The following is a 26,974-nucleotide window of genomic DNA, read 5'->3' as shown; positions in this document are numbered from 1 at the left end:
CCCCCCACCCCCCCCCCCCCCCCCAACGACCCCCCCCGGGACCCCCCCAAGAACAACCCCCCCCCCCCCGAACCCCACCCCCCCCCCCCGGGGGGCCCCGCCCCGCCCCCCCCGGCGGCCCCCCGACGTTTTCCCCGCACAGGTAATAGGCTGGACGCAGTCAGCCCGTTACCAACCCCTGGAAGGACCCCCGTGGAGCTCGCCTCGTACGCCGATCTGGCCGTCCGGCTGGTGAACACCGAGGAGCCCGAGCGCGGCACCGACTCGCTGACCTCGGTGGATGCGGTGCGCGGACTGTTCTCGGACGCGTCCCGGGCCCGCGACCTCGCCGACGAATCCGACCTGCCCCGGCTGCGGGCCGTCCGCACCCGGCTGCGCGGAGTCTTCGAGGCCGCCGCCGAGGGCGACGAGTTCCGCAGCGTCGACCTGCTGAACAGCCTGCTCATGGAGTTCCCGGTCAGCCCGCTGGTCTCCGGCCACGACTACCTGGACGCCGCCGGCCAGCCCCGCTGGCACCTGCACCTCGCCGACAACTCCCCCACCGCCACCGCGCACTTCAGCGCCGTCGCCTGCATGGGCCTGGCCGTCCACCTGACCGAGACGGGCGCCGACCGGCTCGGCATCTGCCAGGCCGCACCCTGCCGCAACTCCTACCTGGACACCTCGACCAACCGGTCCCGGCGGTACTGCTCCGACCGCTGCGCGACCCGCGCCAACGTCGCCGCCTACCGGGCCCGCAAGCGGCTGGAGGCCCAGGAGGCCGCCACCGCCGGCCAGGGCTGAGGGCCCGGACCTACGCCCGGCTCCCCCGGATCTCCTCCGGGCGGACCCAGACGCCGCAGCGCCGGGCCAGGCCGGGGATCCGGGCCAGCGGGGTGGAGAGCAGCAGGCGCTCCAGCCCGCGGCCGGGGGCCAGCCAGGCCGGGCGCGGGCGCAGCCGCAGCAGCACCCGGCCGAGCACCAGCTCGTCCGGGACCGCGCCGTAGCTGCGGCTGTCGCTGTCGACCGGCCGGTTGTCGGAGAGCAGCCACCAGCCCTTGGGGCGCCGGGCGTCGGCCCGTTTGACCACCAGCAGGTCCTGCTGGAACGGGTGACGGAACACCACCACCGCGCCCGGCCTGATCCGTGCTCCGTACCGGACCAGCAGCTGGTCCCCCTCCCGCAGCGTCGGCACCATCGAGTCGCCCGCCACGTCGATCAGCCCGAACGGCGCGCCGCCCCCCGGGGTGCCGTCCTCCGGTTCCGCGCTCCGTGCCACGACTCGTCCTCCCGGCTCGCGCCCGCGTCCTCGGCTCCCAAGTCTGCCGTACGGACCGTCACCCGCCGGTGTCCGGATTGGCCGGGTTCCGGCTCGGCCTTTTGCCCTAGGCCCGCCGCCCGATCGCGAAACCCCGCGACCGGCGGGGTAATCTCGGCCGCGGGAAGACGATCTAAGGAAGGACTCCCATGTTCTCTCGTCTGTTTGCACCGCGTGCCACCGCGCACGCCCACTGCGACCTGCCCTGCGGCGTGTACGACCCCGCCCAGGCGCGGATCGAGGCCGAGTCGGTGAAGGCCACTCAGGAGAAGTACCAGGCCAACGAGGACGCGCACTTCCGCGCCCGCGCCGTCATCATCAAGGAGCAGCGCGCGGAGGCCGTCAAGCACCACATCTCGGTGCTCTGGAGCGACTACTTCAAGGCCCCGCACTTCGAGAAGTACCCGCAGCTGCACCAGCTGATCAACGACACCCTGAAGGCCGCCTCGGCAGCCAAGGCGTCGACCGACCCGGCCACCGGCCAGGCCCTGCTCGACCTGATCGCCGAGGTCGACAAGATCTTCTGGGAGACCAAGCAGGGCTGACCCCCGGTCAGCACCCCTCGGCCGCCCCCGTCCGCACCGCCGGACGGGGGCGGCCGTGCGTTCTCCGCGGGTCGGGCCCCGCCGCCGCCCAGGCCCGCGTCCGCGGCCTGCCCGGGCGGTCCGCGTCCGCGCCCGCCCCGGTAAGGGTTACCTGACCGGAGCGCTTGTTATGCTGCCTGGGCGTCCCGAGGGGAAGCCGGTGCGAATCCGGCGCTGACCCGCAACGGTGAACGGTGCCCCGCACCGTGAGTCCGACCGCCCCGGGGCGCCGACCTCCCGACAACTCGCCGTGGACTGCGAGGGGATGCCGCCCCGGCGTACCCTCCGCCCGGACGTGCCGCCCCGCGCCGCCCCGGCCCGAGGCGAAGGCGCGCCGCTTGTGAGCACCACCGCCACCGCACCCCCGATACCGGCCGCCGCGCCGCCCGCGCCCGGGACACGCCGGACACCCACCGCGCCGCTGGCCGCCGGCCTGGCCGCGGCCCTGCTGCTCTCGCTGGTCTGCGCCGTGGCGGTGGGCTCCTCCGGACTCGGCTGGGCCCGGGTGCTGCGACTGCTCGGCGCCGGCCTGACCGGCGGCCGGCTGGAGGCCGACGAGGCCGCCGCCTACGCGATCGTCTGGGAGATCCGGCTGCCGCGTGCCGTCCTCGCCGCCGTGGTCGGCGCCGGACTGGCCGCCACCGGGGTCGCGGTCCAGGCGATGGTCCGCAACGCGCTGGCCGACCCCTTCGTGCTCGGCATCTCCTCCGGTGCCTCGGTCGGCGCCAACGCCGTGCTCATGCTGGGCGCCTTCGCCTCGCTCGGCGTCTGGGCGCTCTCCGTCTCCGCCTTCGGCGCGGCCCTGCTCGCCATGGTGCTCGTCTACCTGACGGCCCGTACCGCCTACGGCCTCACCCCGCTGCGCCTGGTGCTGACCGGCACCGCGATGTCCTACGGCTTCTCCGCCGTCACCGCGCTGATGGTGTTCGCCGCCGCCCGCGGCGAGGCCGCCCGCTCCGCCATGATGTGGCTGCTCGGCAGCCTCGGCGGGGCCACCTGGGGCTCGGTGCCGATCGCCGCCGTCACCGTGCTCGCCGGACTGACCCACCTGATCTGCTCCGCCGGGCGGCTGGACGCGCTCGCGATGGGCGACGAGACGGCCGCCTCGCTCGGAGTCGACCCGGACCGGCTGCGCCGCGAACTGTTCGTCGTGACCGCCGCCGTCACCGGCACGGTCGTCGCGGTCAGCGGCGCGATCGGCTTCGTCGGGCTGATGGTCCCGCACGTGGTGCGGATGCTGGTCGGCGCCGGCCACCGCCGGGTGCTGCTGATCGCGCCGCTCGCCGGGGCCCTGCTGCTGGTCTGGGTGGACATCGTCTCGCGCACCCTGCTGGCCCCCGCCGAACTTCCGGTCGGGGTGGTCACCGCGGCTCTCGGGGTGCCCTGCTTCCTGCTGCTGATGCGCCGCCGCGGCTACTCCTTCGGAGGTGGCCGATGAGGGCCGTCCGCACGACCGTCCCCGACCTCACCGCGGACCCCGCCCTGGACCTCGCCGTCGACCGCGTCTCGGTCGAGCTGGCCGGCCTCCGGCTGGTCCACGACGTCACCCTGACCGCCGCCGCCGGGCAGGTGGTCGGCCTGGTCGGACCGAACGGCAGCGGCAAGTCCACGCTGCTGCGCTGCGTCTACCGGGCGCTGCGGCCCGCCGCCGGGGCCGTCCGGCTGGGCGGCGAGGAACTGCACGCGCTCACCGCGCGCGAGGCCGCCCGGCGGGTCGCCGCGCTGCCCCAGGAGCACTCCGCCGAGTTCGACTTCACCGTGGCCGAGGTGGTCGCCATGGGCCGGCTGCCGCACCGGCGCGGCCCGGCCGCCGGGCCCGCCGCCGGCGACGGCGAGCGGTGCGCCGCGGCGCTGCGCCGGGTGGGTGCGGCCCACCTCGCCGAACGGGGCTTCCTGAGCCTGTCCGGCGGCGAGAAGCAGCGGGTGCTGATCGCCCGCGCGCTGGTCCAGGAGCCGAAGGTGCTGGTGCTCGACGAGCCCACCAACCACCTGGACATCGCGCACCAGTTGGAGGTGCTGGCGCTGGTCCGGGAGGCCGGGCCGACGGTACTCACCGCGCTGCACGACCTCAACCTGGCGGCCGGCCACTGCGACCTGCTGTACGTGGTCGCGGCCGGGCGGATCGTCGCCTCCGGACCGCCCGCCGAGGTGCTCGAACCCGGACTGCTCGCCGAGGTGTTCGGGGTCCGCGCGACGCCCGTCCGGCACCCGGGGACCGGCGCCGTCCAGCTGCTCTTCGACCGACTCGCCAAGTGACCCCCCGTTGATCCAGCAAGGAACCGCCATGCGTACCAAAGCCGTTGCCGCCGCCGCCCTGCTCGCCCTCGCCCTCACCGGCTGCGGCGCCGAGATAGCCCCGAGCGGTGACGGCGCCACCGCCTCCGCCCACTACCCGGTGACCGTCCGCAACTGCGGCACCGAGCTCACCTTCCGGCAGAAGCCGGCGCGGACGGTGACCAACGACGTCGGCATCACCGAGCTGATGCTCGCGCTCGGGCTGGAGGACCGGATGGCCGGCTACGTCATGCCGGACGACAAGGGCGACGTCGAGAAGGTCGCCTGGAAGGACGGCTACCAGCGGACCACCTGGCTCTCCAAGAAGCAGATCACCAAGGAGATCGCGCTGGAGGCCAAGGCCGACCTGGTCTTCGCCGGCTGGCACTACGGCTTCGACGACGCGAGCGGCGTCACCCCGCAGGCCCTGGCCGACCTGGGTGTCGCCTCCTACGTGCTCAGCGAGTCCTGCCGCAGCGGCAAGGGCCCGGAGCGCGGCGTGATGGCCCCGCTGGACGCGCTCTACACGGACCTCGCCAACCTGGGCGAGATCTTCGACGTGCGGGACCGGGCCGACAAGCTGATCGCCGAGTTCAAGACCCAGGTGGCCGCCGTGCCGGAGCCGGCGTACCGCCCCGGCGTGTTCCTCTACGACAGCGGCGAGGACAAGCCGTTCACCTCGGGGAGGTTCGCGGCGCCGGAGGAGATCATCTCCAAGGCCGGCGGCCGGAACGTGACGGGCGACGTCGCCGACTCCTGGACCACGGTGGGCTGGGAGAGCGTGGTCCAGCGCGACCCCGAGGTGATCGTGATCAACAACTACGGCACCCCGGACGCCGAGGCCAAGCGGAAGTTCCTGAAGACCTTCCCGCCGCTGGCCGGCGTCTCCGCCGTCCGCAACGACCGGATCTTCGTCCTGGACTACGTCGACCTGGTGGAGAGCCCGCGCAACCCGGCCGCGATCACCGCGCTGGCGGCCTACCTGCGGACCGTGCCGGCCCGCTGAACCACCGCCCCTCCGGCCGGTTCCGCCGGGCGTACGCTCGAAGGTACGAGCCGACGGAACCGACCGCAGGAGCGAGCACATGACCGCCATGGCCGCACCGCCCGCCTTCGACACCGGAGCCCTTCGCCAGGGCATCGAACACGCCGACGCCGCGGCCCTGCTGGCGCTCTACGCGGACGACGCCGAGGTCCGCGTGGTCGACCGCACCACCCAGCCCAGCCACCCCCTGGTCATGCACGGCCGGGACGAGATCGGCGCCCTGCTGGACGACCTCTACGGCCGGCAGACCACCCACCGGCTGGAACAGGTGGTGCTCCAGGACGACCGCCTCGCCTTCCTGGAGTCCTGCCGCTACCCGGACGGCGTCCGGGTGCTGGTCAGCTCGGTCGCGGACCTGCGCGACGGGCGGATCGTCGACCAGACCTCCGTCCAGGCCTGGGACGAGAACGAACCGGCCCAGTAGGCTCGTGCCATGATCCGCACCGCCGTCGCCACCGACGTTCCGCTCATCCGCACCCTGATCCACGAGCTCGCGACGTACGAGAAGGCCCCCGACGAGGCCGTGGCCACCGACGACCAGCTGCACGACGCGCTGTTCGGCGCCGAGCCGGCCGTGTTCGGCCTGATCGCCGAGGACGACACCACCGGCGAGCCGGTCGGCTTCGCGCTCTGGTTCCGCAACTTCTCGACCTGGCGCGGCACCCACGGCGTCTACCTGGAGGACCTCTACGTCCGCCCGGAGGCCCGCGGCGGCGGCCACGGCAAGGCGCTGCTGCTGGAACTGGCGCGGATCGCCGTCGAGCGCGGCTACTCCCGGGTGGAGTGGTCGGTGCTGGACTGGAACGAGCCCTCGATCGACTTCTACAAGGCGCTCGGCGCGGTGCCGATGGACGGCTGGACCGTCTACCGGCTCACCGGCGACGCGCTCGCCGCCGCCGGCACCCGCTGAAACCGGCGCGCGGGGGCGCGCACGGACGGCATGCAAGGCCCGCGTCCGACCACTGCCACCCTGCGTCGCGATGCCTTACCATGAGTGACTCCCGTACCGGGTCAGGAAAGCGGTAACGTCTCGGACGGACGCGCGGCGTCCGGCCACTCCTTGAGGGGTATGACCGGTACGTACCGCACCACCCCTCTGGACAGTTGGGGCGAAGCAGTTGAGCCAAGCAACAGACAGTGCCGCGGCCACCGGCCCGGAAGCACAGCGCGTCACCCAGGAGGTGAGGGTGTCCCAGATCGACGGCGAGCCCGGAGTGCAGGACTTCGTGGAGGTCCGGCTGCCCGCTGCGGGCGCCTACCTCTCGGTCCTGCGAACAGCCACGGCGGGCCTGGCGGCCCGGCTGGACTTCACGCTGGACGAGATCGAGGACCTGCGCATCGCGGTCGACGAGGCGTGCGCCATCCTGCTCCAGCAGGCCGTCCCCGGTTCGGTCCTCTCCTGCGAGTTCCGACTGGTCGGCGACTCGCTGAAGGTGATCGTCTCGGCGCCGACCACCGACGGCCGGGCCCCCGAGCGGGACACCTTCGCCTGGACGGTGCTCTCGGCCCTGGCCGGCGAGGTGGAGTCCACGGTCGCCGAGGACAACACCGTGTCGATCAGCCTGCACAAGAAGCGTGGCGGCCCCGCCACCCACTAGTGCCGCCGCGAGAGATCGCGGCAGCACCGACCGAGAGCCGTCCGCCCGGTACCCACCCGGGCCGGCGGGCGGCTCCCCGTACCGCCCCCACCGGGCGGTACGACCATCGAGACGAACCGGGGCCGGCGGCCCCGGCGCTCCCGGAACGGAACGGGGGAATGGCCGTGAGTGATCTGGACCGTACCGGCCTCGCGACGGCGGGCCCTGCCGTACCGACCCAGGCGAGCATGCCCGGCCTCGCCGCCAACGACGAAGCGCACCCGAAGGACGCCCAGCGGATGAGCCAGCCGACCGAGCCGACGCCCGATCCGTCGCCCACGCCCGAGCCGCAGGCCGCGGACCTCCCGGACGAGGCGGCCACGGCGGCCGACACGGCCGAGCAGGCTGCCGAGGCGCTGCGCGCCGCGGTGCCCGCCCAGACCCCGCACCGCAGCGGTGCACCGGACCGCGAAGCGGCCCGGGCGCTGTTCGTCCGGCTGTCCGCGCTGCCCGACGGCTCCTCGGAGCGCGTCGAGCTGCGCAACCAGCTGGTGCGCATGCACATCCCGCTGGTCGAGCACCTGGCCCGGCGGTTCCGCAACCGCGGCGAGCCGCTGGACGACCTGACCCAGGTCGCCACCATCGGCCTGATCAAGTCGGTGGACCGCTTCGACCACGAGCGCGGGGTCGAGTTCTCCACCTACGCGACGCCGACGATCGTCGGCGAGATCAAGCGGCACTTCCGCGACAAGGGCTGGGCGGTCCGGGTACCGCGCCGGCTCCAGGAGCTGCGGCTCTCGCTGACCACGGCGACCAGCGAGCTCTCCCAGCGGCACGGCCGCTCCCCCACGGTGCACGAGCTGGCCGAGCACCTGGGGATCTCCGAGGAGGACGTGCTGGAGGGTCTGGAGTCCGCCAACGCGTACTCCACGCTCTCGCTGGACGTGCCGGACAGCGACGACGAGTCGCCGGCCGTCGCGGACACCCTGGGCACCACCGACGAGGCCCTGGAGGGCGTCGAGTACCGCGAGTCGCTCAAGCCACTGCTGGCCCAACTGCCGCCCCGGGAGCAGAAGATCCTGGTGCTGCGGTTCTTCCGGAACATGACCCAGTCGCAGATCGCCGCCGAGGTGGGCATCTCCCAGATGCACGTCTCCCGGCTGCTCGCCCGGACCCTCGCCCAGCTGCGGGAGAAGCTCCTGGTGGAGGAGTAGGGCGCGCCCGGCACGCCCCACCGGTGGCCGCCCGACGGGCGGCCACCGGGCCTTCGGCCCTCTGTGCTCAGCCCTCGTGCGGAGCGTAGAGGGCCTCCGTCGCCCTCGGGCTGAGCAGCGCGCCGATGCCGGTCAGGCCGATCGCGGCGACGGCCAGCGCCACGGCGGCCATCGGACCGCCGCTCTGCCACATGTAGTACGCCACCGGCAGGCAGGTCGAGTTGGTCAGCACGGCCGGGCTGCGGCCCCAGCGGCGGCCCTTGAGCAGCGCCCGGGCGGCCAGCAGCGGCAGGACGCCGAGCAGTACGATCACCAGGCCGCCGAACTCGTTCAGGGCGAGCTGCTTGGACTCGCCGGACAGCGCGGCGACCATGTCCCAGACGCCGACGACGGCCAGCGCGGCGCCCTCCAGTGCGGTGATGGCGGCGCCCAGGGTGAGCGCCGTGGGCCGCGCGGAGCCGGGCGCGGGGACGGGTGCGGTGGATTCTGCGGTCACTCCAGCAGGGTAGCCGCCGACCGGTCCGTACCGACCCGTAGGCTGAGCACATGCGCGCTCTCCTGGTCGTCAATCCGAAAGCGACCACCACCAGTGGCCGCACCAGGGATGTCCTGATCCACGCCCTGCGCAGCGACCTCAAGCTGGAGGTGGCGCAGACCGAGTACCGCGGCCACGCACGTGACCTGGCCCGCGAGGCGGTGGACGACGGCGCGGTCGACCTGGTGGTGGCGCTCGGCGGGGACGGCACCGTCAACGAGGTGGTCAACGGACTGCTCTCGCACGGCCCGGGCGAGAAGGTCCCCCGGCTGGCCGTGGTGCCCGGCGGCTCGACCAACGTGTTCGCGCGCGCCCTGGGCCTGCCCAACGACCCGGTCGAGGCGACCGGTGCGCTGCTGGCCGCCCTGGAGAGCCGCAGCGAGCGGCCGATCGGGCTGGGCAAGGCGATGACCGAGGGCCTGCCGGACCGCTGGTTCACGTTCACCGCGGGCCTCGGCTTCGACGCCGGCGTGGTCGGCCGGGTGGAGGAGCAGCGCCGGGCGGGGCGCAAGTCCACGCACGCGCTCTACGTCACCCAGGCGCTCCGGCACTTCGTCACCCAGCGTGAGCAGCGCAGATCGGGCCCGGTCACGCTGGAACTGGCGGGCCGCGCACCGGTTCCGGGCCTGGCGCTGGCGATAGTCAGCAACACCTCGCCGTGGACGTTCCTGGGCAACCGCCCGGTCTATCCCTCACCGCTCGCCTCCTTCGACGCGGACCTCGACGTCTTCGGCATCACCCGGATGACGGCGTTCGGTACGGCTCGAACGGTCCGTCAGATCCTGCGGTCGCACGGGCCTTCGAGCGATGACACCCCGCCGCCCGGCCCCTCCGGGAAGCACGTCGTCACCTATCACGACGTCCGGCACTTCACCTTGGTTTCAGAGGAACCGGCCCCATTCCAGGTCGACGGGGATCACCTTGGATCCAGGAGTCGCGTCAGTTTCACAGGCGTACGGCGGGCACTGCGTGTGATTGTGTGACTGGAAGGGGGCTTCGCCCTTCTTCTCGAACGCACAAGCCCCCTTCACTCCATAGAAGTACTGGCTGTGAGCTAGGCGACACCGAAGAATCAAAAATTCCTTCCTGAAGGGGGTTGTATCCGGGCCCGAGGTTTGCGAACCTCTACATGGCGATCGGGACACATCGCAGCGACGGCAACCTCAGAACCTGTTGGATGCCGACCGCGGAGCGTCCCTCGAACCGCCGAATCCCTCCCCAGCACAGACCTCCCGGGCCCGATGGGCCTTTGGTCTCTTTTGCTGTTGCGGGATTCGTGAAAGCGTTCACATTCACAAACCCCATCGATGACGCCGACCGGGCAGCCCCCGCCGGCAGGAGGAGTTGGACGACCATGGACTGGCGCCACCGCGCTGTCTGCCGCGAAGAGGACCCGGAGCTGTTTTTCCCGATCGGGAACACCGGTCCCGCTCTGCTGCAGATCGAGGAAGCCAAGGCCGTGTGCCGCCGCTGTCCGGTCATGGAGCAGTGCCTCCAGTGGGCCCTCGAGACCGGTCAGGACGCCGGCGTTTGGGGCGGTATGAGTGAGGACGAGCGCCGCGCGATGAAGCGCCGTGCCGCCCGCAACCGCGCCCGCACCGCCTGATCACACGCCGTAGCAGCAGTGACAGCAAGACCGATCAACACATGATCAAAGGCTTCCCTGCACTTCCTGGCGAAGCCTTCCGTACAAAGGACCTTGCTCGACGAGGTCCTGCGACACCGACCCGCCCAGGCACTTGATACTGTTCACTTAGAGCAATATTGTGGAGCTGTGGCGCTCACCGTGTGCAACGCATCGGTGTGGTGTCGCACCACTCAGAGCCCCCGTTCCGGCCGACTCCCCCCGACGGCCGGAACGGGTTGAGAGGCCCTGTCGACCCACCCCCCCCGGTCGACAGGGCCTCGTTTCTGTTTCCCGGTACGGAAAAAGGCGTGCACCCGGCGCGTTCGCCGACTGCACGCCCCCTTCGCGCGTCTCTGCGCTTCCCCCGAACTTCCCCGGCCCTCCCGGGCCCTCTCCCCGCGCCGCTCCCCGCGACTCTCAGCGGACCGGGATCTCCAGCACGACCTTCGTACCCCCGTTCGGACCGGCCACCATGTCGAAGGTGCCGCCGAGCTCACCGGTGGCCAGGGTCCGGACGATCTGCAGCCCGAGGTTGCCCGACTGCTGCGGGTCGAAGCCCTCCGGCACGCCGCGGCCGTCGTCCTGCACGGTGATCAGCAGGTACTCCTCCGGACGGGCCCCGCCGTTCCAACTGTCCGACCAGCCCATGCCGGTGGACGGCGCCCGCCCGCGCAGCGCGCTGACCTCCAGGTTCCCGGAGGAGGACGGGCCGAAGGCGTGCTCCAGCGCGTTCTGCAGCAGCTCGGTCAACACCATCGCGAGCGGGGTCGCCACCTCGGCGGAGAGGATGCCGAAGCTACCGCTGCGGCGGGTCGCCACCCGGCCGTCCTGGGAGAGCTCCATCACCATGGCCAGCACCCGGTCGGCGATCTCGTCGAAGGTCACCTTCTCGTCCAGCGCCTGGGAGAGCGTCTCGTGCACGATCGCGATCGAGCCGACCCGGCGGACCGCCTCGTCCAGCGCGGCCCGGCCGGCCTCCGACTCCATCCGGCGGGACTGCAGGCGCAACAGCGCGGCGACGGTCTGGAGGTTGTTCTTCACCCGGTGGTGGATCTCCCGGATGGTGGCGTCCTTGGTCATCAGTTCGCGGTCGCGGCGCCGCAGTTCGGTGACGTCCCGGCAGAGCACCAGTGAGCCGGTCAGGGCGCCCTTCGGCTTGAGCGGGATGGCCCGCAGGGTCACCACCCCGCCCTGGACCTCCACCTCGGTCTGCCGGGGCGCCCAGCCGCTCGCGAGCTTCACCAGCGCCTCGTGCACGGCGGCCCGGGAGGGCGGCACCAGGTCCGCGGTGGCCCGGCCCAGGTGACTGCCGACCAGGTCGGTGGTGAGGCCGAGCCGGTGGTAGGCGGAGAGCGCGTTCGGGCTCGCGTAGGTGACGATGCCGTCCGCGTCGAGGCGGATCAGGCCGTCACCGACCCGGGGCGCGGCGTCCATGTCGGCCTGCTCGACGCCGGGGTACGGGAAGGTGCCGGCCGCGATCATCTGGGCCAGGTCGGAGGCGCTCTGCAGGTAGGTGAGCTCCAGCCGGCTGGGCGTCCGTACGGTCAGCAGGTTGGTGTTGCGGGCGATCACGCCGAGCACCTTGCCCTCACGGCGCACCGGGATCGACTCGACCCGGACCGGCACCTCCTCGCGCCACTCGGGGTCGCCCTCGCGCACGATCCGGCCCTCGTCGAAGGCGGCGTCCAGCAGCGGTCGGCGACCGCGCGGGACGAGGTGGCCGACCATGTCGTCCTGGTACGAGGTGGGGCCGGTGTTGGGCCGCATCTGGGCCACCGAGACGTAGCGGATGCCGTCCCAGGTGGGGATCCACAGCACCAGGTCGGCGAAGGAGAGGTCGGAGAGCAGCTGCCACTCCGAGACCAGCATGTGGAGCCACTCCACATCGGCACCGGTCAGGGTGGTGTGGCGGCGGACGAGTTCGTTCAGCGAGGGCACATGGCGAGGGTAGCTCCAGGGGGCCGGGGCAGGCCCGGCGCACCCGCCGGTCGGACGCCCCCGAAGGTTGTCCAGACCAATTTTCGGGGAGCCCTGGACAACCCAGATTGGTCTAGTCCACAATGAAAGGGCACCAAGGAGAGGCCCACCGCGCAACTGCCCTGACCGCGCGAGGCCACTCCTCGGTCGGACGCCGCCGAGCGAGGACCCCGCACAGTTCTCGGTCGTCCCCGGTGCCCGACGACAGCTCCGGGCTGCGGTGCCGCATGGGTTGAGGGTCCCGTGTCGGCGCCGTGGCCCGTAGTGCTTTCCCCCTCCGGTCACCCGCGCCCGCGCCCGACGACAGCTCCGGGCTGCGGTGCCATGGGCCCCTCCTGCCCGTCGGCGGGCAAGGAGGGAGGGTTGAGGGTCCCGTGTCGGCGCCGTGGCCCGTAGTGCTTTCCGCAGGCTTCCGCCGCGCCGCGCACCGCACGCGAAACGCCGGTCCCCCGTCCACAGGCTGTGGACGGGGGACCGGCGTTCTTCGTCCGCGGCGGCCGTCAGTGGGTCTCGGTGACCTTGGCGAGCGCGCGGGGGGCGTCCGGGTCCTGGCCGCGGGCGATGGTGACCTCGTAGGCCAGCAGCTGGAGCGGCAGGATCTCCAGGATCGGCTGGACCTCCTCGGGCACGCCGGCCGGCAGCGCGAAGCCCCCGGAGGCGGCGTCCACCTGCGCCTGCTGGCCCACCACGACCAGGTCCGCGCCGCGGCCGCGCAGCCGGTCCAGGACCGGCTGCAGGGCCTCGCCGCCCTTGCCGTCCGGCACGATCGCGATGACCGGCGAGACGTTGTCCACCATGGCCAGCGGGCCGTGCAGCAGGTCGGCGCCGGAGAACGGGGAGGCGGGGATGTAGGTGGTCTCCATGAGCTTCAGGGCCGCCTCGCGGGCGGTCGGGTAGCCGTAGCCGCGCGAGGTGATGACCAGGCGCTGGGCGAAGCGGTAGCGCTCGGCCAGGGCCTTGACCTCGCCCTGGCGGGCGAGCACCCCCGCGGCCAGCGACGGCAGGTCCTTGGCGGCCGCGCCGTCGCCGCCGCGCAGGCCCTCGACGAGCAGGTAGAGGGCCAGCAGCTCGGCGGTGTAGGTCTTGGTGGCGGGCAGCGCCTTCTCGGGCCCGGCCAGCACGTCGATGTGGAACTCGGAGACCTCGGCCAGCGGCGAGCCGGCGTTGTTGGTGACCGCGAGGGTGATGGCGCCGGCCTCACGGGCCGCCTTGGTCGAGGCGACCAGGTCCGGCGAGCCGCCCGACTGGCTGACGGTGATCACCAGCACGTCCGAGAGGTCGGGCTTGGCCCCGTACGCGGTGGTGGTCGACATCGAGGTCAGCCCGGCCGGCTTGCCCAGCAGGATCTCGATCAGGTACTTGGCGTACAGCGCCGCGTTGTCTGAGGTGCCGCGCGCGGTGAGCAGGACGAAGCGCGGGTTGCGGGCAGCGATCCGGGACGCGATCTCGAAGATCCTGGGAGCGCCCTCGTCGAGGATCCGCTGCAGGACGGCCGGCTGCTCGGCCATCTCCGCCGCCATGATCCGGCCAGGGACGGTCTGCGTGTCGGACATCGTGGATGTGCCTCCGATGAGTGGTCCAACCCCGCTGGGCGGGCGTGCCCGGCGGAGACCTCTACGGCGGCGAGTCCGCACACTCGCTGCGGTGAATCTGCGGCAATCCTACGGGGGGCGTCCGCGCCGGGCACATCAGAACTCCGTCCGCGGCAGGTCCGGGCCGGCCCGGGGGCCACGGGGCCGCAAGCGCCGGGAGCCCCTCCCCGCGGTGCGGGGAGGGGCTCCTGCCGGCCGGTCGACCGGCCGGCCCTGTCGATCGGCCGGCCCTGTCGATCGGCCGGCCCGTCCGGTCAGCCCGCCTTGTTGATCAGCTGGTCGATCGCGGCGTCGGCCTCCTTGGCGGCCTGGTCCACCGACTTGCCCTTGAGGATCGCGGTCAGCATGTCCGGCAGGATCTTCTGCTTCTCCACCGCGCCCCAGCCGGGGGCCAGCGGGGTGAACCAGGCGTCCGGCACGGCGTTGGCCGCGGCGGCGGTGGCCGGCTTGTTCTTCAGCGGGTTCAGCTGGGTGAGGTTGTTCGGCAGGATGTCCTTGTCGGCGAGCGCCTGCTGGGACTTGGTGCTGGTGAACATCCGGACCCAGTCGGCGGCCAGCGCCGCCGAGGGCGACTTGGACGTGACGGCGAGGGCCGAGCCGCCGATGAAGGTCGGCAGCGGCTTGCCGCCCGGGCCGGGCATGGTGGCCACCTTGACGGCGTCCTTCAGGCTCGGGTCGCCGGTGACCGGCGCGGTGACGCTGGCGGACTCGAAGCCGTTGCCGTAGAACGCCGCCGCGTGGCCGCGGGCCATCGACTCGAACTGGTTCTGCTCGTTCACCGCGAGGTCGCCCTTGTTGTACTTGCGCACCAGGTCGACGAAGTGGGTGATGCCCTGCTGGGACTTGGGGTCGCTCAGGGTGCCGTGCCAGTTGCCCGCGCTGTCGAACCGGGCGATGGCGCCGCCGTACGCGGAGACGTAGCTCATCGCGGCGTACCAGTACGGGCCCGGCAGGTAGAGCGACGAGTAGGTGCGGTCGGCCTTGTTCTTGTCGGCGACCTTGTCCAGCGCCGTGCGCAGCTCTTCCTCGGTCTTCGGGAACTCGGCGTTGCCGGTGGCCTGCTGGAAGGCGGCCGAGTTGTAGATGGCGACCCGGGCGCCCGCGTAGTACGGCACGCACCAGAGCTTGTCCTGGTAGGTGCAGGTGTTGGCGAGCGCCTTGATCCAGGAGTCGGAGTTGTCGAACGTGTTCCGCTCCACCGGGGCCAGCGCGCCGGACAGCACGTACTTCATGGTCTCGGTGTTGCCGAGCTCCACGACGTCCGGGGCGGTGCCGTCGGCGAGCGCCTTGTCCAGCTTCGTCACCTTGTCGGCCCAACCCTGGTAGGCGAGCTTCAGGGTGACGTTGGGGTACTTGGCGGCGAAGTCGTCGTTCACCCGCTGGACGAGGTCCGGCCAGCTCTTCTGGGCGTCGTCCATCAGCCAGACGGTGACGGAGCCGGTTGCGGTCTTCGGGTCCGTCGAGGCGTTCTTGGCGTCGCTTGACGCGGAGCCGCCCGACGAACAAGCCGTCAGTCCGACCGCGAGCGCCATGATTCCGGCCGTAGCCATGAGCCGACGCATCTTCACGCCATCCTCCGAGGGTGTTAGAGCCTGTGCCCGCCGGCAGCGTGGTGGCGCCCGCCGGGACGGTGTCCGGGGAGGGGCGGCGAAGAGCTTAGGGGTGGGCCTATACCACATCCGGTGAAATTGAAATTCGAACCGGATGAACTGGAGCCTGGCCTAGACCACTGACGGTGTCAACGCCAAATGGCCTGGCAGCCAGGGCCGTTGCAGACCTGTTGTACCGCGTGGCGATCAGTGGCCCCACCGTTACCCTAAGTAGAACTTAAGGGTGCCTTAAGGAGGATTTGAGGGAACACTGTCAGGTTGCGACATCGCAGGTCAACGGGGGGAAACGGCAGCGGGCCCGCCATGCGACATGCGCATGACGGGCCCGCTGGGCGCGTGCCTCCCGGCACCCTGTGTCACGGCCCGGCCGGGACTCCCCGGCCGGAGATCGGACGGTCTCAGCCGACCGCCCCCGGCTGCCCGGTGAGCACCTCCACGGCCGCCAGCCCGCAGACCCGGGCGGCACCGTGGGTGGCGATGTGCAGCGCACCGACCGGCTCGGACTGCGGCAGGCCCATCTCGACCACCGCGGCGTCCGGGCGGGCCGCCACCAGGCGGGCCAGCGCGGCGGACATCCACTCGTGCCGGTGGACGTCCCGGACCACCAGCACCAGGCGGCGGCCCTCGGCGCCGGCCAGCACCTCGGCCACCACCGTGTCCAGCACCGCCGGCTCGGCGGTCTCCGGGCCGACCTCGCGGGTCCGGGTGCCGGGGAAGCGGTCGGCCAGCATGCCGGCCACGCCCCACGGGGTGACGTCGCCGACCGCGATGTTCGGCTCGGCGGAGAACGAGGCCACGTACGGGCGCTCGGTCACCGGCAGGACCTCCCGGCCCGGCGCGCGGACCACGCGCAGCGCCCGGCGGGCCGCCCGCAGGCCGACCGCCAGGTCCGCCTCCGGCCGCTCGCCCTGGGCCGCGATCCGGCCCCAGCTGCCGAGCGCCCGCACCCGGGCGGCCGCGTCCGCGAGCCGCTCCTCGGCGAGCTTGCCGGACTGCACGCCCGCCACGATGGCGTCGCGCAGCATCAGCACGGTCGCCTCGTCGGCCAGGCCGCCGCCCACGCAGATCGCGTCCGCGCCGGCCGCCAGGGCGAGCACGGTGCCGTCGCCCATGCCGAAGGTGTCGGCGATGGCACCCATCTCGATGGCGTCGCTGACGATCAGGCCCTGGTAGCCGAGGCCGCCGTCCTCCGGGGCCGCGCGCAGCAGGTCGCGCAGCACCAGCGGGCTGAGCGTGGCGGGCAGCTTCGGGTCGAGCGCCGGGATCATGATGTGGGCCGTCATCACGGCCTTGGTCCCGGCGGCGATCGCGGCCTGGAACGGGATCAGGTCGCGGGCGCGCAGCACGTCCAGGTCGACGTCGATGACCGGCAGGCCGTGGTGCGAGTCGACCGCGGTGTCGCCGTGCCCCGGGAAGTGCTTGGAGCAGGCCGCGACACCGGCCGACTGCAGGCCCTCCACCCAGGCGGCGGTGTGCCGGGCGCACAGCTCCGGGTCGGCGCCGAACGAGCGGACGCCGATCACCGGGTTGCGCGGGTTGGAGTTGACGTCCGCGGTGGGCGCCCAGTTGTAGTTGACGCCGGCGGCGGCCAGGGCCCGGCCCAGCTCGCGGGCGACGTCCCTGGTCAGCGCCGGGTCGTCGATCGCGCCGAGCGCGAGGTTGCCGGGCCAGGACGAGCCGGAGCCCGCCTCCAGCCGGGTGACGTCGCCGCTCTCCTCGTCGATGGCGATCAGCAGGTCGGGGTTCTCGGCCCGCAGCGCCCCGGTGAGGGCGGCGAGCTGGTCGAGGTCGGCCACGTTGCGGTCGAACAGCGCGACCGAGCCCAGACCGGCCGCCAGGTGGCGGCGCAGCCACTCCGGCGGCTCGGTGCCGACGAAGCCGGGCTGGAGGACGGTCAGCGCGTCGCGGTGCAGCTGGTCGGAGGCCGGGAGGGTGGGTACGAGGATGCTCATGGCGGGATCAGCCCTTCACGGCGCCGTCGGTGAGGCCACCGACCGCCTTGCGCTGCAGGAAGACGAACAGGATCAGCACCGGCAGGGCGAACAGCGTCGAGGCGGCCATGGTGGCGCCCCAGTCGGTGCCGAAGTTGGTCTGGAAGGAGGACAGCCACAGCGGCAGCGTCTGGCCCTCGGTCTTGTTCAGGATCAGGACCAGGGGGAACTCGTTCCAGGCCGTGATGAAGCCGAACAGCGAGGTGGACATCAGGCCCGGCGCCAGCAGCGGGAAGATCACCTTCACGAAGGCCTGGGTCCGGGTGCAGCCGTCCACCATGGCCGACTCCTCCAGTTCCTTCGGCACCGCCGCGATGAATCCGCGGAGCGTGAAGATGGTGAAGGGCAGCACCATCATCATGTAGAAGGCGGTGAGCGGGACGAGGCTGTTCAGCATCTCGTTGTCGCGGGAGATCAGGTAGACCGCGATGGTCATGACCTCCCAGGGCGCCATCTGGGCCGCCATGACGACCAGCACGAAGCCCTTGCGGCCGCGGAACTTCATCCGGGCGATGGCGAAGGCCGCCAGGGTGGCGATCACCAGCGAGAGCAGCACCGCGAGGATCGTGACGATGAAGCTGTTGGCGGTGTACGTCCAGAACTTCGGCGCGTCGATGGCGGTCTTGAAGTGGTCGAAGGTCGCGTTGAGCGGCAGGAACACCGGCGTCTTGCTGACGATGTCCTTGTCCGGCTTGAACGCCGTGACGATCATCCAGTAGACGGGGAACACGAAGAAGACGAAGAGGACGACCGCGATCACGTTCGGCCAGGTGCGTCCGATGAGCGAGCGCCTCACAGCTCGTCCTCCTGCTTCAGAATGATGCGGAAGTAGTACGCCATGAGCGCACCCAGCATCAGGATGGTGAGGACCGCGATCGCGGAACCGGTGCCGTAGTGCTGGCGGCCGGTGCCCTCCAGGAAGGCGTGGATCGGCAGGGTCCGGGTGAGCCCGTCGGGACCGCCGGCCTTGATCGCGTAGATCTGCGTGAAGGCCTTGAAGATCCAGATGACCTCGAGGAAGGTCGTGGCGAGGAAGAACGGCTTGAGGTTCGGGAAGACCACCGAGGTGAAGATCTTGACCGCGCCGGCGCCGTCCATCCGGGCAGCCTCGTAGAGCTCCTTGGGGATGGTCGTCAGGGCCGCGTACATGTTGAACGCGACGAACGGGATCGAGCCCCAGACGAGCAGCAGGAGGATCACGAAGAACGTCGAGTACTGGCTGCCGGTCCAGTTGAAGGTGGCCATCGAGTGCCAGCCCAGGGTGTCCAGGAACCAGTTCACGACACCGAACCGGGTCTCGAACAGCCAGGTGTAGACGGTGGTCGCGGCGACCACCGGCATCGCCCAGGCGAGCAGCAGGCCGATCGACAGCAGCAGCCGCATCTTCTTGCCGAGCCGGTTGAGCAGCAGACCGACCAGCGAACCGCCCACCATGATCAGGAAGACGTTGAGCGCGGTGAAGGCGACGCTCCGGCCCGCGACCGACCAGAACTCGGGGTCGCTGAGCTGCTCGGTGTAGTTCTCGAAGCCGTTCCACTCGGTCAGGTGCTGGACGAGCTGGCGCGCGTTCAGGTTCTGGAACGAGACCAGGACGGTCTTCAGCAGGGGCCAGCCGAGCAGGGCCAGGGTGGCCACGGTGGCGGGCAGGAGCAGCAGGTACGGCGCGAACCGGGAGCCGAAGCTCGGACCGTCCGCCGGTCTGGCGCTCTTCTTCGGGGTGCCGGCGCCGCCACCGCGGTGGGCGCTCGTCTCAGTAGTGGCCACAGCAGCCTTCCCCGATGCCGGGGACTGTGTCTGCACCCGCTCCGAATGCACAGCCATCGTTCTCTCTTCCTGACAACCTGACCACGACGGACAGGCGTCGCCCACCGGCTCCCCGCCGGGAGTCGGTGAGCGACGCCGCTCGACTGTTACTGCTTGGCGTTCAGACGCTTGGCGATCTCGTCGTCGGCCTTCTTGGCCGCCGCCGCGTAGTCACCGGTCAGAGCGTTGGTCAGGAACTCCTTGATCGGGTTCGGCTCGTTCTCGACGGCCGCCCAGTTCGGCGTGGTCGGGGTGATGCCACCCACGACGGCCGCGTCCTTGGCGGCGGTGGCGAAGTCACCGACGACCTTGTCGTTGAGCGCCTTCTTGTTCGGGATGAGACCCGCCGCGGCGACCAGGCCCTCGTTCTTGTCGTTCAGGGCGACGGCCAGGAAGTCCTTGGCCATCTCGGAGTTCTTGCTCGCCTGGGCGATGGCCAGGTTCGAGCCGCCGAGGAACACGCCGGAGGGCTTGTCGGCGGTCTTGCCCGGGAGCGGGAAGAAGCCGATCTTGTCCTTCGGGATGGCCTTCTCGTCCGGGAGCTCCCAGCCGAGGCCGATGATCGAGCCGACGTCGCCCTTGCCGAAGACGTCCTTCTGCTGCGGCTTGGCCTCGTCCTTGTCCTTGGCGCCGGTGACCGACTTGCCCTGGATGGTCTTGTAGGTCTCGAAGGCCTTCTGCGCCTCGGGGGACGACAGGCCGCCGACCCACTTGTCGCCGTCCTTCTTCGCCAGCTTGCCACCCTCGGTGGTGAGCAGACCGAAGTAGACGTACCACTCCTGGCCCGGCATGTACAGCGGGTCGGCGACACCGGGGGTGGCCTTGAGCTTGTCCAGCGCGGCGTAGAACTCGTCCAGGGTCTTCGGGGTGGCGGTCAGACCGGCCTTGGCCCAGAGGTCCTTGTTGTACGCGACGACGCGGTTGGTGACGTACCACGGGGCGGCGTACTGCTTGCCGTCCAGGATCGCCGACTCGCTCTGGTTGGCGGCCCAGTCGGCACCGCCGATGGCGGCCTTGTCCTTGGTGATGTCCAGCAGGCCACCGGTGGCGGCGTACCCGGCGGTCTGGGTGTTGCCGACCTCCAGGACGTCGACGGAGCCCTCGGAGAGCGCGGCGGTGACCTTGGGGCCGATGCCGGTCCACTCCTGGACCTGGAACTCGACCTTGGAGCCCGCGTACTTGGACTCGAACTCGGTCTTCACCGAGTCCTCCCAGCCCTTGGGGGCCGAGCCACTCATCAGCCAGACCTTGAGCGTCTTGCCGCTGTAGTCCTTCTTGCCATCGGCCGCGGTGGACGAACCGGTCTTGGTGTCGTCCTTCTTCGCGTCCGAGCCACAAGCCGCGAGACCAACAACCATGGCCGCGACGCCGACTGCCGCAATGAGCTGACGCTTCACGCCATCCTCCTGAGGGATGCCTGGGTTACCCCCGTCGGGTGGCTGCGGCGGACCCACACAATGCGGGAGGAAAGGTGCCGCGGACCCCAGCGAACGGGTGGGGGGATTCATAGTGACCGGCCTAGTGGTGTAGACCAGATGCCTGGAGCTTGGCCTAGACCAATGGGCCTGTCAACGGCTGTTCGACCGATCAGGACCACCCGTTATCAAGCCGACACCGCACATCGTTCATCGCGTGATGAGGTATTCGTTCCGTAGCCATACATGCAACGATGTGAGTTGTTAATGATGCGGCGGGGCCCCCAAAAGCCCCGCGAGAAGCGGGAGACAGGTCCGATGAGCAGCGACGGGGGCAGCACGGCCCAGGTCAACGACCCCCAGGTGAAGAACCTACCGACGCAGGGCGGCGCAGACCCGACGGCCCGGGTGCCCAAGTACTACGGCCTCAAGCGCCACCTGCTGCAGCTCACCGAGACCCAGCCCGCGGGGACCCCGGTTCCGCCCGAACGGGCACTGGCGGCTCAGTTCGACACCTCCCGCACCACCGTCCGGCAGGCCCTCCAGGAGCTGGTCGTCGAGGGCCGGCTGGAGCGCATCCAGGGCAAGGGCACCTTCGTCGCCAAGCCCAAGGTGGCGCAGGCCCTCCAGCTCACCTCCTACACCGAGGACATGCGCGCCCAGGGCCTGGAGCCCACCTCCCGGCTGATCGAGATCGGCTACATCACCGCCGACGACCGGCTGGCCCCGCTGCTGGACATCAAGCCCGGCGGCCGGGTGCTGCGGATCGAGCGCCTCCGGCTGGCCAACGGCGACCCGATGGCCATCGAGGTCGCCCACCTCTCCGCCAAGCGCTTCCCCGCCCTGCGCCGCAACCTGGCCAAGCACAACTCGCTGTACACGGCCCTGCGCGAGGTGTACGGCGTCACCGTGGCCGAGGCCGAGGAGACCATCGAGACCACCCTCGCCGACCCGCGCGAGGCCGGACTGCTCGGCTCCGACCTCGGCCTGCCGATGCTCCAGCTCGCCCGGCACTCCTTCGACGCCGAGGGCAACCCGGTGGAGTGGGTCCGCTCGATCTACCGCGGTGACCGCTACAAGTTCATCACCCGCCTCAAGCGGCCGGAGCTGCCCGAGTAGCCGCACCCCTCCTCCGTGCTTCCGGGCATCGGCGTGCACTCCCCGCACACGCCGGTGCCCGTTCCGTTTGCCCGGCGCGCGTACCCCTCCTCCGCGCCCGTCCGCCTACCGGCGCGCGTTCCACTGACCAGGCGTGCGGGGCACCCACCCGGCGTGCGCACCACCGGGGTGGCGCGCACATCGCCCGGATGGCGGGAAGTTGCGCGAACCCAGTGACACGGGTCACTCCATGCTCTAGATTCCGCATCCGTACTGACTGTCGATCACCACTGGTGCTGCTCGGCGGACCCGCGGGGGGTGTGCGACTCCTCGGGGTTGCGGCGCCGACGAGGTGAAACCCTCCGAAGCGGAGCCGAACCATGTCGTCAGACCTCGATACCGACCAACCTGTCATGCCCGAGCCAGAAGGCCCCCCGGACCTCCCGGCGGTCACCCCCGAGCGGGTGCTGGCCGCGCTCGCCCTGCTGGTGCCGATCGTCGCGATGCTCTGGGTGGGCTCGTACGACAAGCTCGACCCCGAAGCCGGCGGAGTCCCCTTCTTCTACTGGTACCAGTTGCTCTGGGTCCCGGTCTCGGCCGTCTTCACGGTCGCGGCCTACCTGCTGATCAACCGGGACGAGAAGGCCCGCCGGGCCGCCCGGAAGGCGGGTGGCGCCCGATGAACGGGGTCAACGTGCCCGCGCTGGCGGTCTTCGTCCTCTTCTTCGCGCTGGTCACCGTGATGGGCTTCCTCGCCTCCCGGTGGCGCCGCGCCGACAACGCGCTCCACCTCGACGAGTGGGGCCTCGGCGGGCGCAGCTTCGGGACCTGGGTCACCTGGTTCCTGCTCGGCGGCGACCTCTACACCGCGTACACCTTCGTCGCCGTCCCGGCCGCCGTCTACGCGACCGGCGCGGCGGGCTTCTTCGCCGTGCCGTACACGATCGTCGCCTACCCGCTGGTCTTCCTCTTCCTGCCCCGGCTCTGGTCGGTCTCCCGGGTCCACGGGTACGTCACGCCGGCCGACTTCGTCCGCGGGCGGTACGGCTCCAAGCCGCTCTCGCTGGTGGTCGCGCTCACCGGCATCCTCGCCACCATGCCGTACATCGCCCTCCAGCTGGTCGGCATCCAGGCGGTGCTGGACGTCCTGGGCGTGGGCGGCGGCGAGAACGCCAACTGGTTCGTCAAGGACCTGCCGCTGTTCATCGCCTTCGGCGTGCTGGCCGCGTACACCTACTCCTCCGGGCTGCGGGCCCCCGCGCTGATCGCCTTCGTCAAGGACGCCCTGATCTACGTCGTGATCATCGTCGCGGTGATCTACATCCCGATCCGGCTCGGCGGCTTCGGTCACATCTTCGACGTGGCGGGCGAGAAGTTCGCCGCGCCGAAGGCGACCGGCTCGCTCACCGTGCCGGAGAACAAGCAGTGGACGTACGCGACGCTGGCGCTCGGCTCCGCGATGGCGCTGTTCATGTACCCGCACTCGGTGACCGGCGTGCTGGCCTCCAAGTCCCGCAACACCGTCCGCCGGAACATGGCGATCATGCCCGCCTACTCGCTGATGCTGGGGCTGCTCGCGCTGCTGGGGTTCATGGCGATCGCGGCCGGGGTCGGCAAGGGCGACAAGACGTTCAACACCCAGCTGTCGGTGCCGCAGCTGTTCGAGAACATGTTCCCGGACTGGTTCACCGGCGTGGCCTTCGCGGCGATCGGGATCGGCGCGCTCGTGCCGGCCGCCATCATGTCGATCGCGGCGGCCAACCTCTTCACCCGCAACGTCTACAAGGAGTACCTGAAGCCCGACGCCACTCCCGCCGACGAGACCCGGGTGGCCAAGTTCGTCTCGCTGCTGGTGAAGGTCGGCGCGCTGGTGTTCGTGCTCGGCATGGACAAGCAGGCCGCGATCAACCTGCAGCTGCTCGGCGGCCTCTGGATCCTGCAGACCTTCGTCGCGATCGTCGGCGGCCTGTTCACCCGCTGGTTCCACCACTGGGCGCTGCTGGCCGGCTGGGCGGCCGGCATGGTCTACGGCACCTGGAAGGCGTACAGCATCGCCAGCCCGGCCACCAAGCACTTCGGCGGCAACTCGGCCGAGATCCCCGGCATCGGCGAGATCGGCTACATCGGGCTCACCGCCTTCGTGCTCAACCTGCTGGTCTCGGTCGCGCTCACCCTGGCGCTGCGGGCCGCCAAGGCCCCGGAGAGCCCGGACGAGACCCGGCCGGCCGACTACGGCGCCGAGAGCGGCGACGAGGAGCCGAGGAACGCGCCGGAGCCCGTGACGGCGCACTGACGCACCCCGTGCGCGCCCTGTGATCGCGCCGTCTCCTCCGTCAACACTGGAGAGGCGGCGCGATCATATGTATGAACAGCCGCACGGACAGGGCACCAACAGGGCACCACCAGACCGGACCGGAACCGGCCGGCAACTGACCGACCCACGGGGAGCAGCGGCGATGGCAGAACTCGGCACCACGCTCAACGGTCAACACCTCTCCACCACCACCCACCCACCCGGCGCGACGGCCACCGGCCTGCCGTCCGTCCTGATCGCCACCCGCCACGGCGAGTCCACCGCCAACGTCGAGTTCCAGCTCGCCGAGGCCGTCGGCGCGCTCAGCGTGCCGATCAGCTGCCGGGACGCGGACATCCCGCTCTCCCTCCACGGCCAGCAGCAGGCCCACGCCCTCGGCCGCTGGTGGGCCGGCCTGCCCAGCGCCGACCGCCCGCGCAGCGTCTGGTGCTCGCCGTACGTGCGCACCGCCGAGACCGCCCGGATCGCGCTCGCCCAGGCCGCCGGGCTCGGCGCCGTCCCGGTCTCCCTCGCCGTCCGCTACGACGAGCGGCTGCGCGACCGCGAACTCGGCATCCTGGAGATGCTGCCCAAGGCCGCCATCGAGGCCAAGCACCCCGAGGAGGCGGCCCGGCGGCGCAAGATGGGCGAGCTGTACTACCGCCCGCCCGGCGGGGAGTCCTGGGCGGACGTGGCGCTGCGGGTGCGCAGCGTGCTGCGCGACATCTGCGCCGAGGAGGCCGGCCGGCCCGTCCTGCTGGTCGCCCACGACTGCACCGTGCTGATGCTGAGGTACGCGCTGGACCGGCTCACCGAGGCGCAGCTGACCGCGCTGGAGCCGGTGCGGAACTGCTCCACCAGCCTCTGGCGGGCGGAGGGCGACCGGCTGCGGCCCGGGCACTGGAACGACACGGGGCACCTGGGCGACGGGGAGTGACCCCCGCGGCCCGGGCCTGAGCGGCGCCGGCCCGAGCGGCACCGGCCGGCGGGGCGCCCGGGCCGCTCAGGCCGGCGCGGGACGGCCGGGTACGGGACGGCCGGGTACGGGGCCGCCCGCGCGGGCGGCCGGCACGGACGGCCCGGTGGCCCGGACGGCGGACGTCTCGGGCTCGGCGAAGCAGCGGCGGTACGCCAGCGGGGTGGTCCCCAGCCGGCGGCCGAAGTGGTGCCGCAGGGTGGCCGCGTTGCCGAAGCCGCAGCGGGCGGCGATCGCGTCCACCGGCTCCGTGGTCGACTCCAGCAGCCGCTGTGCGAGCAGCAGCCGCTGCCCGGTCAGCCAGCGGTGCGGGGTGGTGCCGGTCTCCTGCTGGAAGCGGCGGGCGAACGTGCGCGGCGACATGTGGACCCGGGCGGCCAGTTGCTCGACGGTCGACTCCCGGTCCAGGTGGTGACGCATCCAGTCGAGCAGCGGCGCGAGCGAGTCCCCGTCGTGCTCCGGCATCGGCCGGTTCACGAACTGCGCCTGGCCGCCCTCCCGGTGCGGGGCCACCACCATCCGCCGGGCGATCCCGCGGGCCACCTCGGCGCCCTGCATCCGGCGCACCAGGTGGAGGCAGGCGTCGATGCCGGCCGCCGTCCCGGCCGAGGTGATCACCGGGTCGTCGTCCACGTACAGGACGTCCGGCTCGACCGTGGTCAGCGGGAAGCGCGAGGCCAGCTCCGCCGTGTGCCGCCAGTGCGTGGTGGAGCGGCGGCCGTCGAGCAGGCCGGCGGCGCCGAGCACGAAGGCTCCGCTGCAGATGGAGAGCACCCGGGCGCCGCCCTCGACGGCCGCCCGGACCGCGTCCACCAGCGGAGCCGGGTACGCGGGGCGGACGCCGGTCGCGGTGACCACGACCAGGTCGGCCTCGGCGAGGCGTTCGGGGCCGTGCGGGACGTCGACGGAGAAGCCGGCGTGCGTCCGGTGCAGGCCGGGGCGGGCGCCCGCGATCGCGAAGTCGTACCCGGGCAGGCCGTCCGCGCTGCGGTCCAGGCCGAACACCTCGCAGGCGACACCGAGCTCGAAGGGGTGGAGCTCTTCGAGGACCACCGCGACCACGTTCTTGAGCATGCCCCCAGGATAGGACGACCGCTGGCAGTTTTTCGATGCATTAAGGCATTCCTGCCACTCGTAGGCGTCCGGCGACGCGAGCAGAGTGGAGTCATGGATTCCGACACCATCGCCAGCGCACTCGCCCTGGTCGGGGCCGTCGGCGGAATCGGCCTGCTCGGCGCCCTGATCGGACGCGAGGTGGCGCAGCAGGACGCCGCCGGACGCGACAACTGGCACCGCCCGGGCGGCTACCCCGTCGACCCCGCCCTGCCCGACCGGCTCTACGGCACCATGCCCGCCGCCTCCCTCCGCCCGTCCGCCGACCCCGTCACCGCCCCCTCCGCTCCCCTCACTGCCACCGGAACCGCCGACACCACCGGCGACCGCGTCGGTCCGTCCACGGCCGACCCGGCGACCGGCGCCGGCAGCGGTTCCGGCACACTGACCGGATGGACATCGCCATCCGCCCGGCCCGCGCCGAGGACTTCGAGGACGCCGGCCGCATCACCGTCGAGGCCTTCGTCGGTGACGGGCACACCTCGCCCGAGAGCGACTACGTCCACCTCCTGCGCGACGCCGCCCGCCGGGCCCGGGAGGCCGAACTCCTCGTCGCGGTCGACGCGGCCGAAGGACGGGTGCTCGGCTGCGTGACCTTCGCGGTCGGCGGCACCGAGTGGGCCGACATCGCGACCCCCGAGGAGGGCGAGATCCGGATGCTCGCCACCTCGGCGGCCGCCCGCGGGCGGGGCGTCGGCGAGGCCCTGGTCCGCGCGGCGCTCACCCGCAGCCGCGAGCTCGGCCTGGCCGGGATGGCCTTCTCCACCCGCCCGGAGATGACCACCGCCCACCGCATCTACCGGCGGGTCGGCTTCCGCCGGTCCCCGGACCGCGACTGGTCGCCGCACCCTGGCGTGGATCTGATGGTGTACAGCCTGGCGTTCTGACGCCCGGTCCGGCCCCGGTTCCGGGTGGCCGGCCGACGATCAACCGGGGTCTTTTGATATAAACCT

26 protein-coding genes and 1 riboswitch are annotated in these 26,974 nt (G+C 71.7%); of the genes, 16 read left to right on the top strand and 10 right to left on the bottom strand.

From position 1 onward, the window contains the following. Positions 1 to 192 precede the first annotated feature (192 nt). Entirely contained in the window at positions 193 to 783 is a 591-nt protein-coding gene (locus ACFWIC_RS13165; protein ID WP_329952260.1) for a CGNR zinc finger domain-containing protein, read from the top strand. 10 nt (positions 784 to 793) lie between these two features. Here the strand turns inward: ACFWIC_RS13165 and sodX are convergent, their stop codons facing one another. Beyond that, positions 794 to 1,177, bottom strand: a complete 384-nt coding sequence (sodX, locus tag ACFWIC_RS13160; protein ID WP_380364793.1) for a nickel-type superoxide dismutase maturation protease — start codon at positions 1,175 to 1,177, stop codon at positions 794 to 796. Positions 1,178 to 1,446: 269 nt separating this feature from the next. Here sodX and sodN point away from each other — a divergent pair, with 269 nt between their 5' ends. The 8 genes from sodN (at position 1,447) to ACFWIC_RS13120 (ending at position 7,991) form a co-directional block, all read left to right on the top strand. Beyond that, positions 1,447 to 1,842, top strand: a complete 396-nt coding sequence (sodN, locus tag ACFWIC_RS13155) for a superoxide dismutase, Ni (protein WP_030392857.1) — start codon at positions 1,447 to 1,449, stop codon at positions 1,840 to 1,842. Between the two features lie 141 nt (positions 1,843 to 1,983). Further along, positions 1,984 to 2,120: riboswitch (cobalamin riboswitch) on the top strand. Between the two features lie 101 nt (positions 2,121 to 2,221). Continuing rightward, positions 2,222 to 3,319 (top strand): iron ABC transporter permease, encoded by a 1,098-nt coding sequence (locus tag ACFWIC_RS13150; RefSeq protein ID WP_355399368.1) that lies wholly within the window; start codon positions 2,222 to 2,224, stop codon positions 3,317 to 3,319. After that, positions 3,316 to 4,137, top strand: a complete 822-nt coding sequence (locus ACFWIC_RS13145) for an ABC transporter ATP-binding protein (RefSeq protein WP_380363224.1) — start codon at positions 3,316 to 3,318, stop codon at positions 4,135 to 4,137. Before ACFWIC_RS13150 ends, ACFWIC_RS13145 begins: the two co-directional genes overlap by 4 nt. A 28-nt stretch (positions 4,138 to 4,165) precedes the next feature. Continuing rightward, on the top strand, positions 4,166 to 5,161 hold the full coding sequence (locus tag ACFWIC_RS13140) for an ABC transporter substrate-binding protein (protein WP_329952262.1): 996 nt from the start codon (positions 4,166 to 4,168) through the stop codon (positions 5,159 to 5,161). A 79-nt stretch (positions 5,162 to 5,240) separates the two neighbouring features. Then, on the top strand, positions 5,241 to 5,624 hold the full coding sequence (locus tag ACFWIC_RS13135) for a nuclear transport factor 2 family protein (protein ID WP_355399372.1): 384 nt from the start codon (positions 5,241 to 5,243) through the stop codon (positions 5,622 to 5,624). A 9-nt stretch (positions 5,625 to 5,633) separates the two neighbouring features. Beyond that, positions 5,634 to 6,110 carry a GNAT family N-acetyltransferase gene (locus ACFWIC_RS13130; protein WP_329883096.1) on the top strand — a complete coding sequence of 159 codons (477 nt, stop codon included), beginning with the start codon at positions 5,634 to 5,636 and terminating at the stop codon, positions 6,108 to 6,110. A 277-nt stretch (positions 6,111 to 6,387) separates the two neighbouring features. Beyond that, a complete protein-coding gene (locus ACFWIC_RS13125; RefSeq protein ID WP_329883097.1) occupies positions 6,388 to 6,798 on the top strand; it encodes an anti-sigma regulatory factor in 411 nt (136 codons plus the stop codon). A gap of 164 nt (positions 6,799 to 6,962) precedes the next feature. Then, positions 6,963 to 7,991, top strand: a complete 1,029-nt coding sequence (locus ACFWIC_RS13120; protein WP_329883098.1) for an RNA polymerase sigma factor SigF — start codon at positions 6,963 to 6,965, stop codon at positions 7,989 to 7,991. A 67-nt stretch (positions 7,992 to 8,058) separates the two neighbouring features. On the opposite strand, the gene ACFWIC_RS13115 is transcribed toward ACFWIC_RS13120, so the two are convergent. Beyond that, complete coding sequence (locus ACFWIC_RS13115; RefSeq protein WP_380363217.1) at positions 8,059 to 8,487, bottom strand: hypothetical protein; 429 nt, start codon at positions 8,485 to 8,487, stop codon at positions 8,059 to 8,061. 50 nt (positions 8,488 to 8,537) lie between these two features. On the opposite strand from ACFWIC_RS13115, the gene ACFWIC_RS13110 reads away from it, so the two are divergent. Both ACFWIC_RS13110 and ACFWIC_RS13105 read left to right on the top strand, forming a co-directional pair. Continuing rightward, a complete protein-coding gene (locus ACFWIC_RS13110) occupies positions 8,538 to 9,509 on the top strand; it encodes a diacylglycerol kinase family protein (RefSeq protein WP_329883100.1) in 972 nt (323 codons plus the stop codon). A 371-nt stretch (positions 9,510 to 9,880) separates the two neighbouring features. Further along, positions 9,881 to 10,132 (top strand): WhiB family transcriptional regulator, encoded by a 252-nt coding sequence (locus tag ACFWIC_RS13105; protein WP_014138019.1) that lies wholly within the window; start codon positions 9,881 to 9,883, stop codon positions 10,130 to 10,132. Between the two features lie 438 nt (positions 10,133 to 10,570). Here the strand turns inward: ACFWIC_RS13105 and ACFWIC_RS13100 are convergent, their stop codons facing one another. From ACFWIC_RS13100 to ACFWIC_RS13070, 7 genes are all read right to left on the bottom strand, one after another. Further along, positions 10,571 to 12,091: a PAS domain-containing sensor histidine kinase gene (locus ACFWIC_RS13100; protein WP_329883101.1), complete on the bottom strand. Its 1,521-nt coding sequence runs from the start codon at positions 12,089 to 12,091 to the stop codon at positions 10,571 to 10,573. Between the two features lie 539 nt (positions 12,092 to 12,630). After that, entirely contained in the window at positions 12,631 to 13,683 is a 1,053-nt protein-coding gene (locus ACFWIC_RS13095) for an SIS domain-containing protein (protein ID WP_329952266.1), read from the bottom strand. A 293-nt stretch (positions 13,684 to 13,976) separates the two neighbouring features. After that, on the bottom strand, positions 13,977 to 15,272 hold the full coding sequence (locus tag ACFWIC_RS13090) for an extracellular solute-binding protein (RefSeq protein WP_329883103.1): 1,296 nt from the start codon (positions 15,270 to 15,272) through the stop codon (positions 13,977 to 13,979). A 458-nt stretch (positions 15,273 to 15,730) separates the two neighbouring features. After that, positions 15,731 to 17,284, bottom strand: a complete 1,554-nt coding sequence (locus tag ACFWIC_RS13085; RefSeq protein ID WP_329883104.1) for a glycoside hydrolase family 3 protein — start codon at positions 17,282 to 17,284, stop codon at positions 15,731 to 15,733. A 7-nt stretch (positions 17,285 to 17,291) separates the two neighbouring features. Continuing rightward, positions 17,292 to 18,119 carry a carbohydrate ABC transporter permease gene (locus tag ACFWIC_RS13080; protein WP_329883105.1) on the bottom strand — a complete coding sequence of 276 codons (828 nt, stop codon included), beginning with the start codon at positions 18,117 to 18,119 and terminating at the stop codon, positions 17,292 to 17,294. Continuing rightward, positions 18,116 to 19,144 carry a sugar ABC transporter permease gene (locus tag ACFWIC_RS13075; protein ID WP_355399385.1) on the bottom strand — a complete coding sequence of 343 codons (1,029 nt, stop codon included), beginning with the start codon at positions 19,142 to 19,144 and terminating at the stop codon, positions 18,116 to 18,118. The genes ACFWIC_RS13080 and ACFWIC_RS13075 overlap by 4 nt, the downstream gene beginning before the upstream one ends. Before the next feature lie 89 nt (positions 19,145 to 19,233). Beyond that, a complete protein-coding gene (locus ACFWIC_RS13070; protein WP_355399387.1) occupies positions 19,234 to 20,523 on the bottom strand; it encodes an extracellular solute-binding protein in 1,290 nt (429 codons plus the stop codon). 336 nt (positions 20,524 to 20,859) lie between these two features. On the opposite strand from ACFWIC_RS13070, the gene ACFWIC_RS13065 reads away from it, so the two are divergent. The 4 genes from ACFWIC_RS13065 (at position 20,860) to ACFWIC_RS13050 (ending at position 24,869) form a co-directional block, all read left to right on the top strand. Continuing rightward, a complete protein-coding gene (locus ACFWIC_RS13065) occupies positions 20,860 to 21,660 on the top strand; it encodes a GntR family transcriptional regulator (RefSeq protein ID WP_329883108.1) in 801 nt (266 codons plus the stop codon). Positions 21,661 to 22,052: 392 nt separating this feature from the next. After that, on the top strand, positions 22,053 to 22,322 hold the full coding sequence (locus tag ACFWIC_RS13060; RefSeq protein WP_329883109.1) for a DUF3311 domain-containing protein: 270 nt from the start codon (positions 22,053 to 22,055) through the stop codon (positions 22,320 to 22,322). Next, positions 22,319 to 23,932 (top strand): monocarboxylate uptake permease MctP, encoded by a 1,614-nt coding sequence (gene mctP / locus ACFWIC_RS13055; protein ID WP_329883110.1) that lies wholly within the window; start codon positions 22,319 to 22,321, stop codon positions 23,930 to 23,932. Before ACFWIC_RS13060 ends, mctP begins: the two co-directional genes overlap by 4 nt. Positions 23,933 to 24,095: 163 nt before the next feature. After that, on the top strand, positions 24,096 to 24,869 hold the full coding sequence (locus ACFWIC_RS13050) for a histidine phosphatase family protein (protein ID WP_380360874.1): 774 nt from the start codon (positions 24,096 to 24,098) through the stop codon (positions 24,867 to 24,869). Between the two features lie 66 nt (positions 24,870 to 24,935). On the opposite strand, the gene ACFWIC_RS13045 is transcribed toward ACFWIC_RS13050, so the two are convergent. Beyond that, positions 24,936 to 25,982 (bottom strand): helix-turn-helix domain-containing protein, encoded by a 1,047-nt coding sequence (locus tag ACFWIC_RS13045; protein ID WP_380518247.1) that lies wholly within the window; start codon positions 25,980 to 25,982, stop codon positions 24,936 to 24,938. A gap of 431 nt (positions 25,983 to 26,413) precedes the next feature. Between ACFWIC_RS13045 and ACFWIC_RS13040 the strand changes: the two genes are divergently transcribed. Then, on the top strand, positions 26,414 to 26,908 hold the full coding sequence (locus tag ACFWIC_RS13040; RefSeq protein ID WP_380518244.1) for a GNAT family N-acetyltransferase: 495 nt from the start codon (positions 26,414 to 26,416) through the stop codon (positions 26,906 to 26,908). The last annotated feature ends 66 nt before the right edge of the window (positions 26,909 to 26,974 follow it).

The organism is Kitasatospora sp. NPDC127035, assembly GCF_042726075.1.
Taxonomy (GTDB): domain Bacteria; phylum Actinomycetota; class Actinomycetes; order Streptomycetales; family Streptomycetaceae; genus Kitasatospora.
The sequence above is the reverse complement of the archived record's forward strand: the minus strand, read 5'-3'. Positions and strand labels throughout refer to the sequence as shown.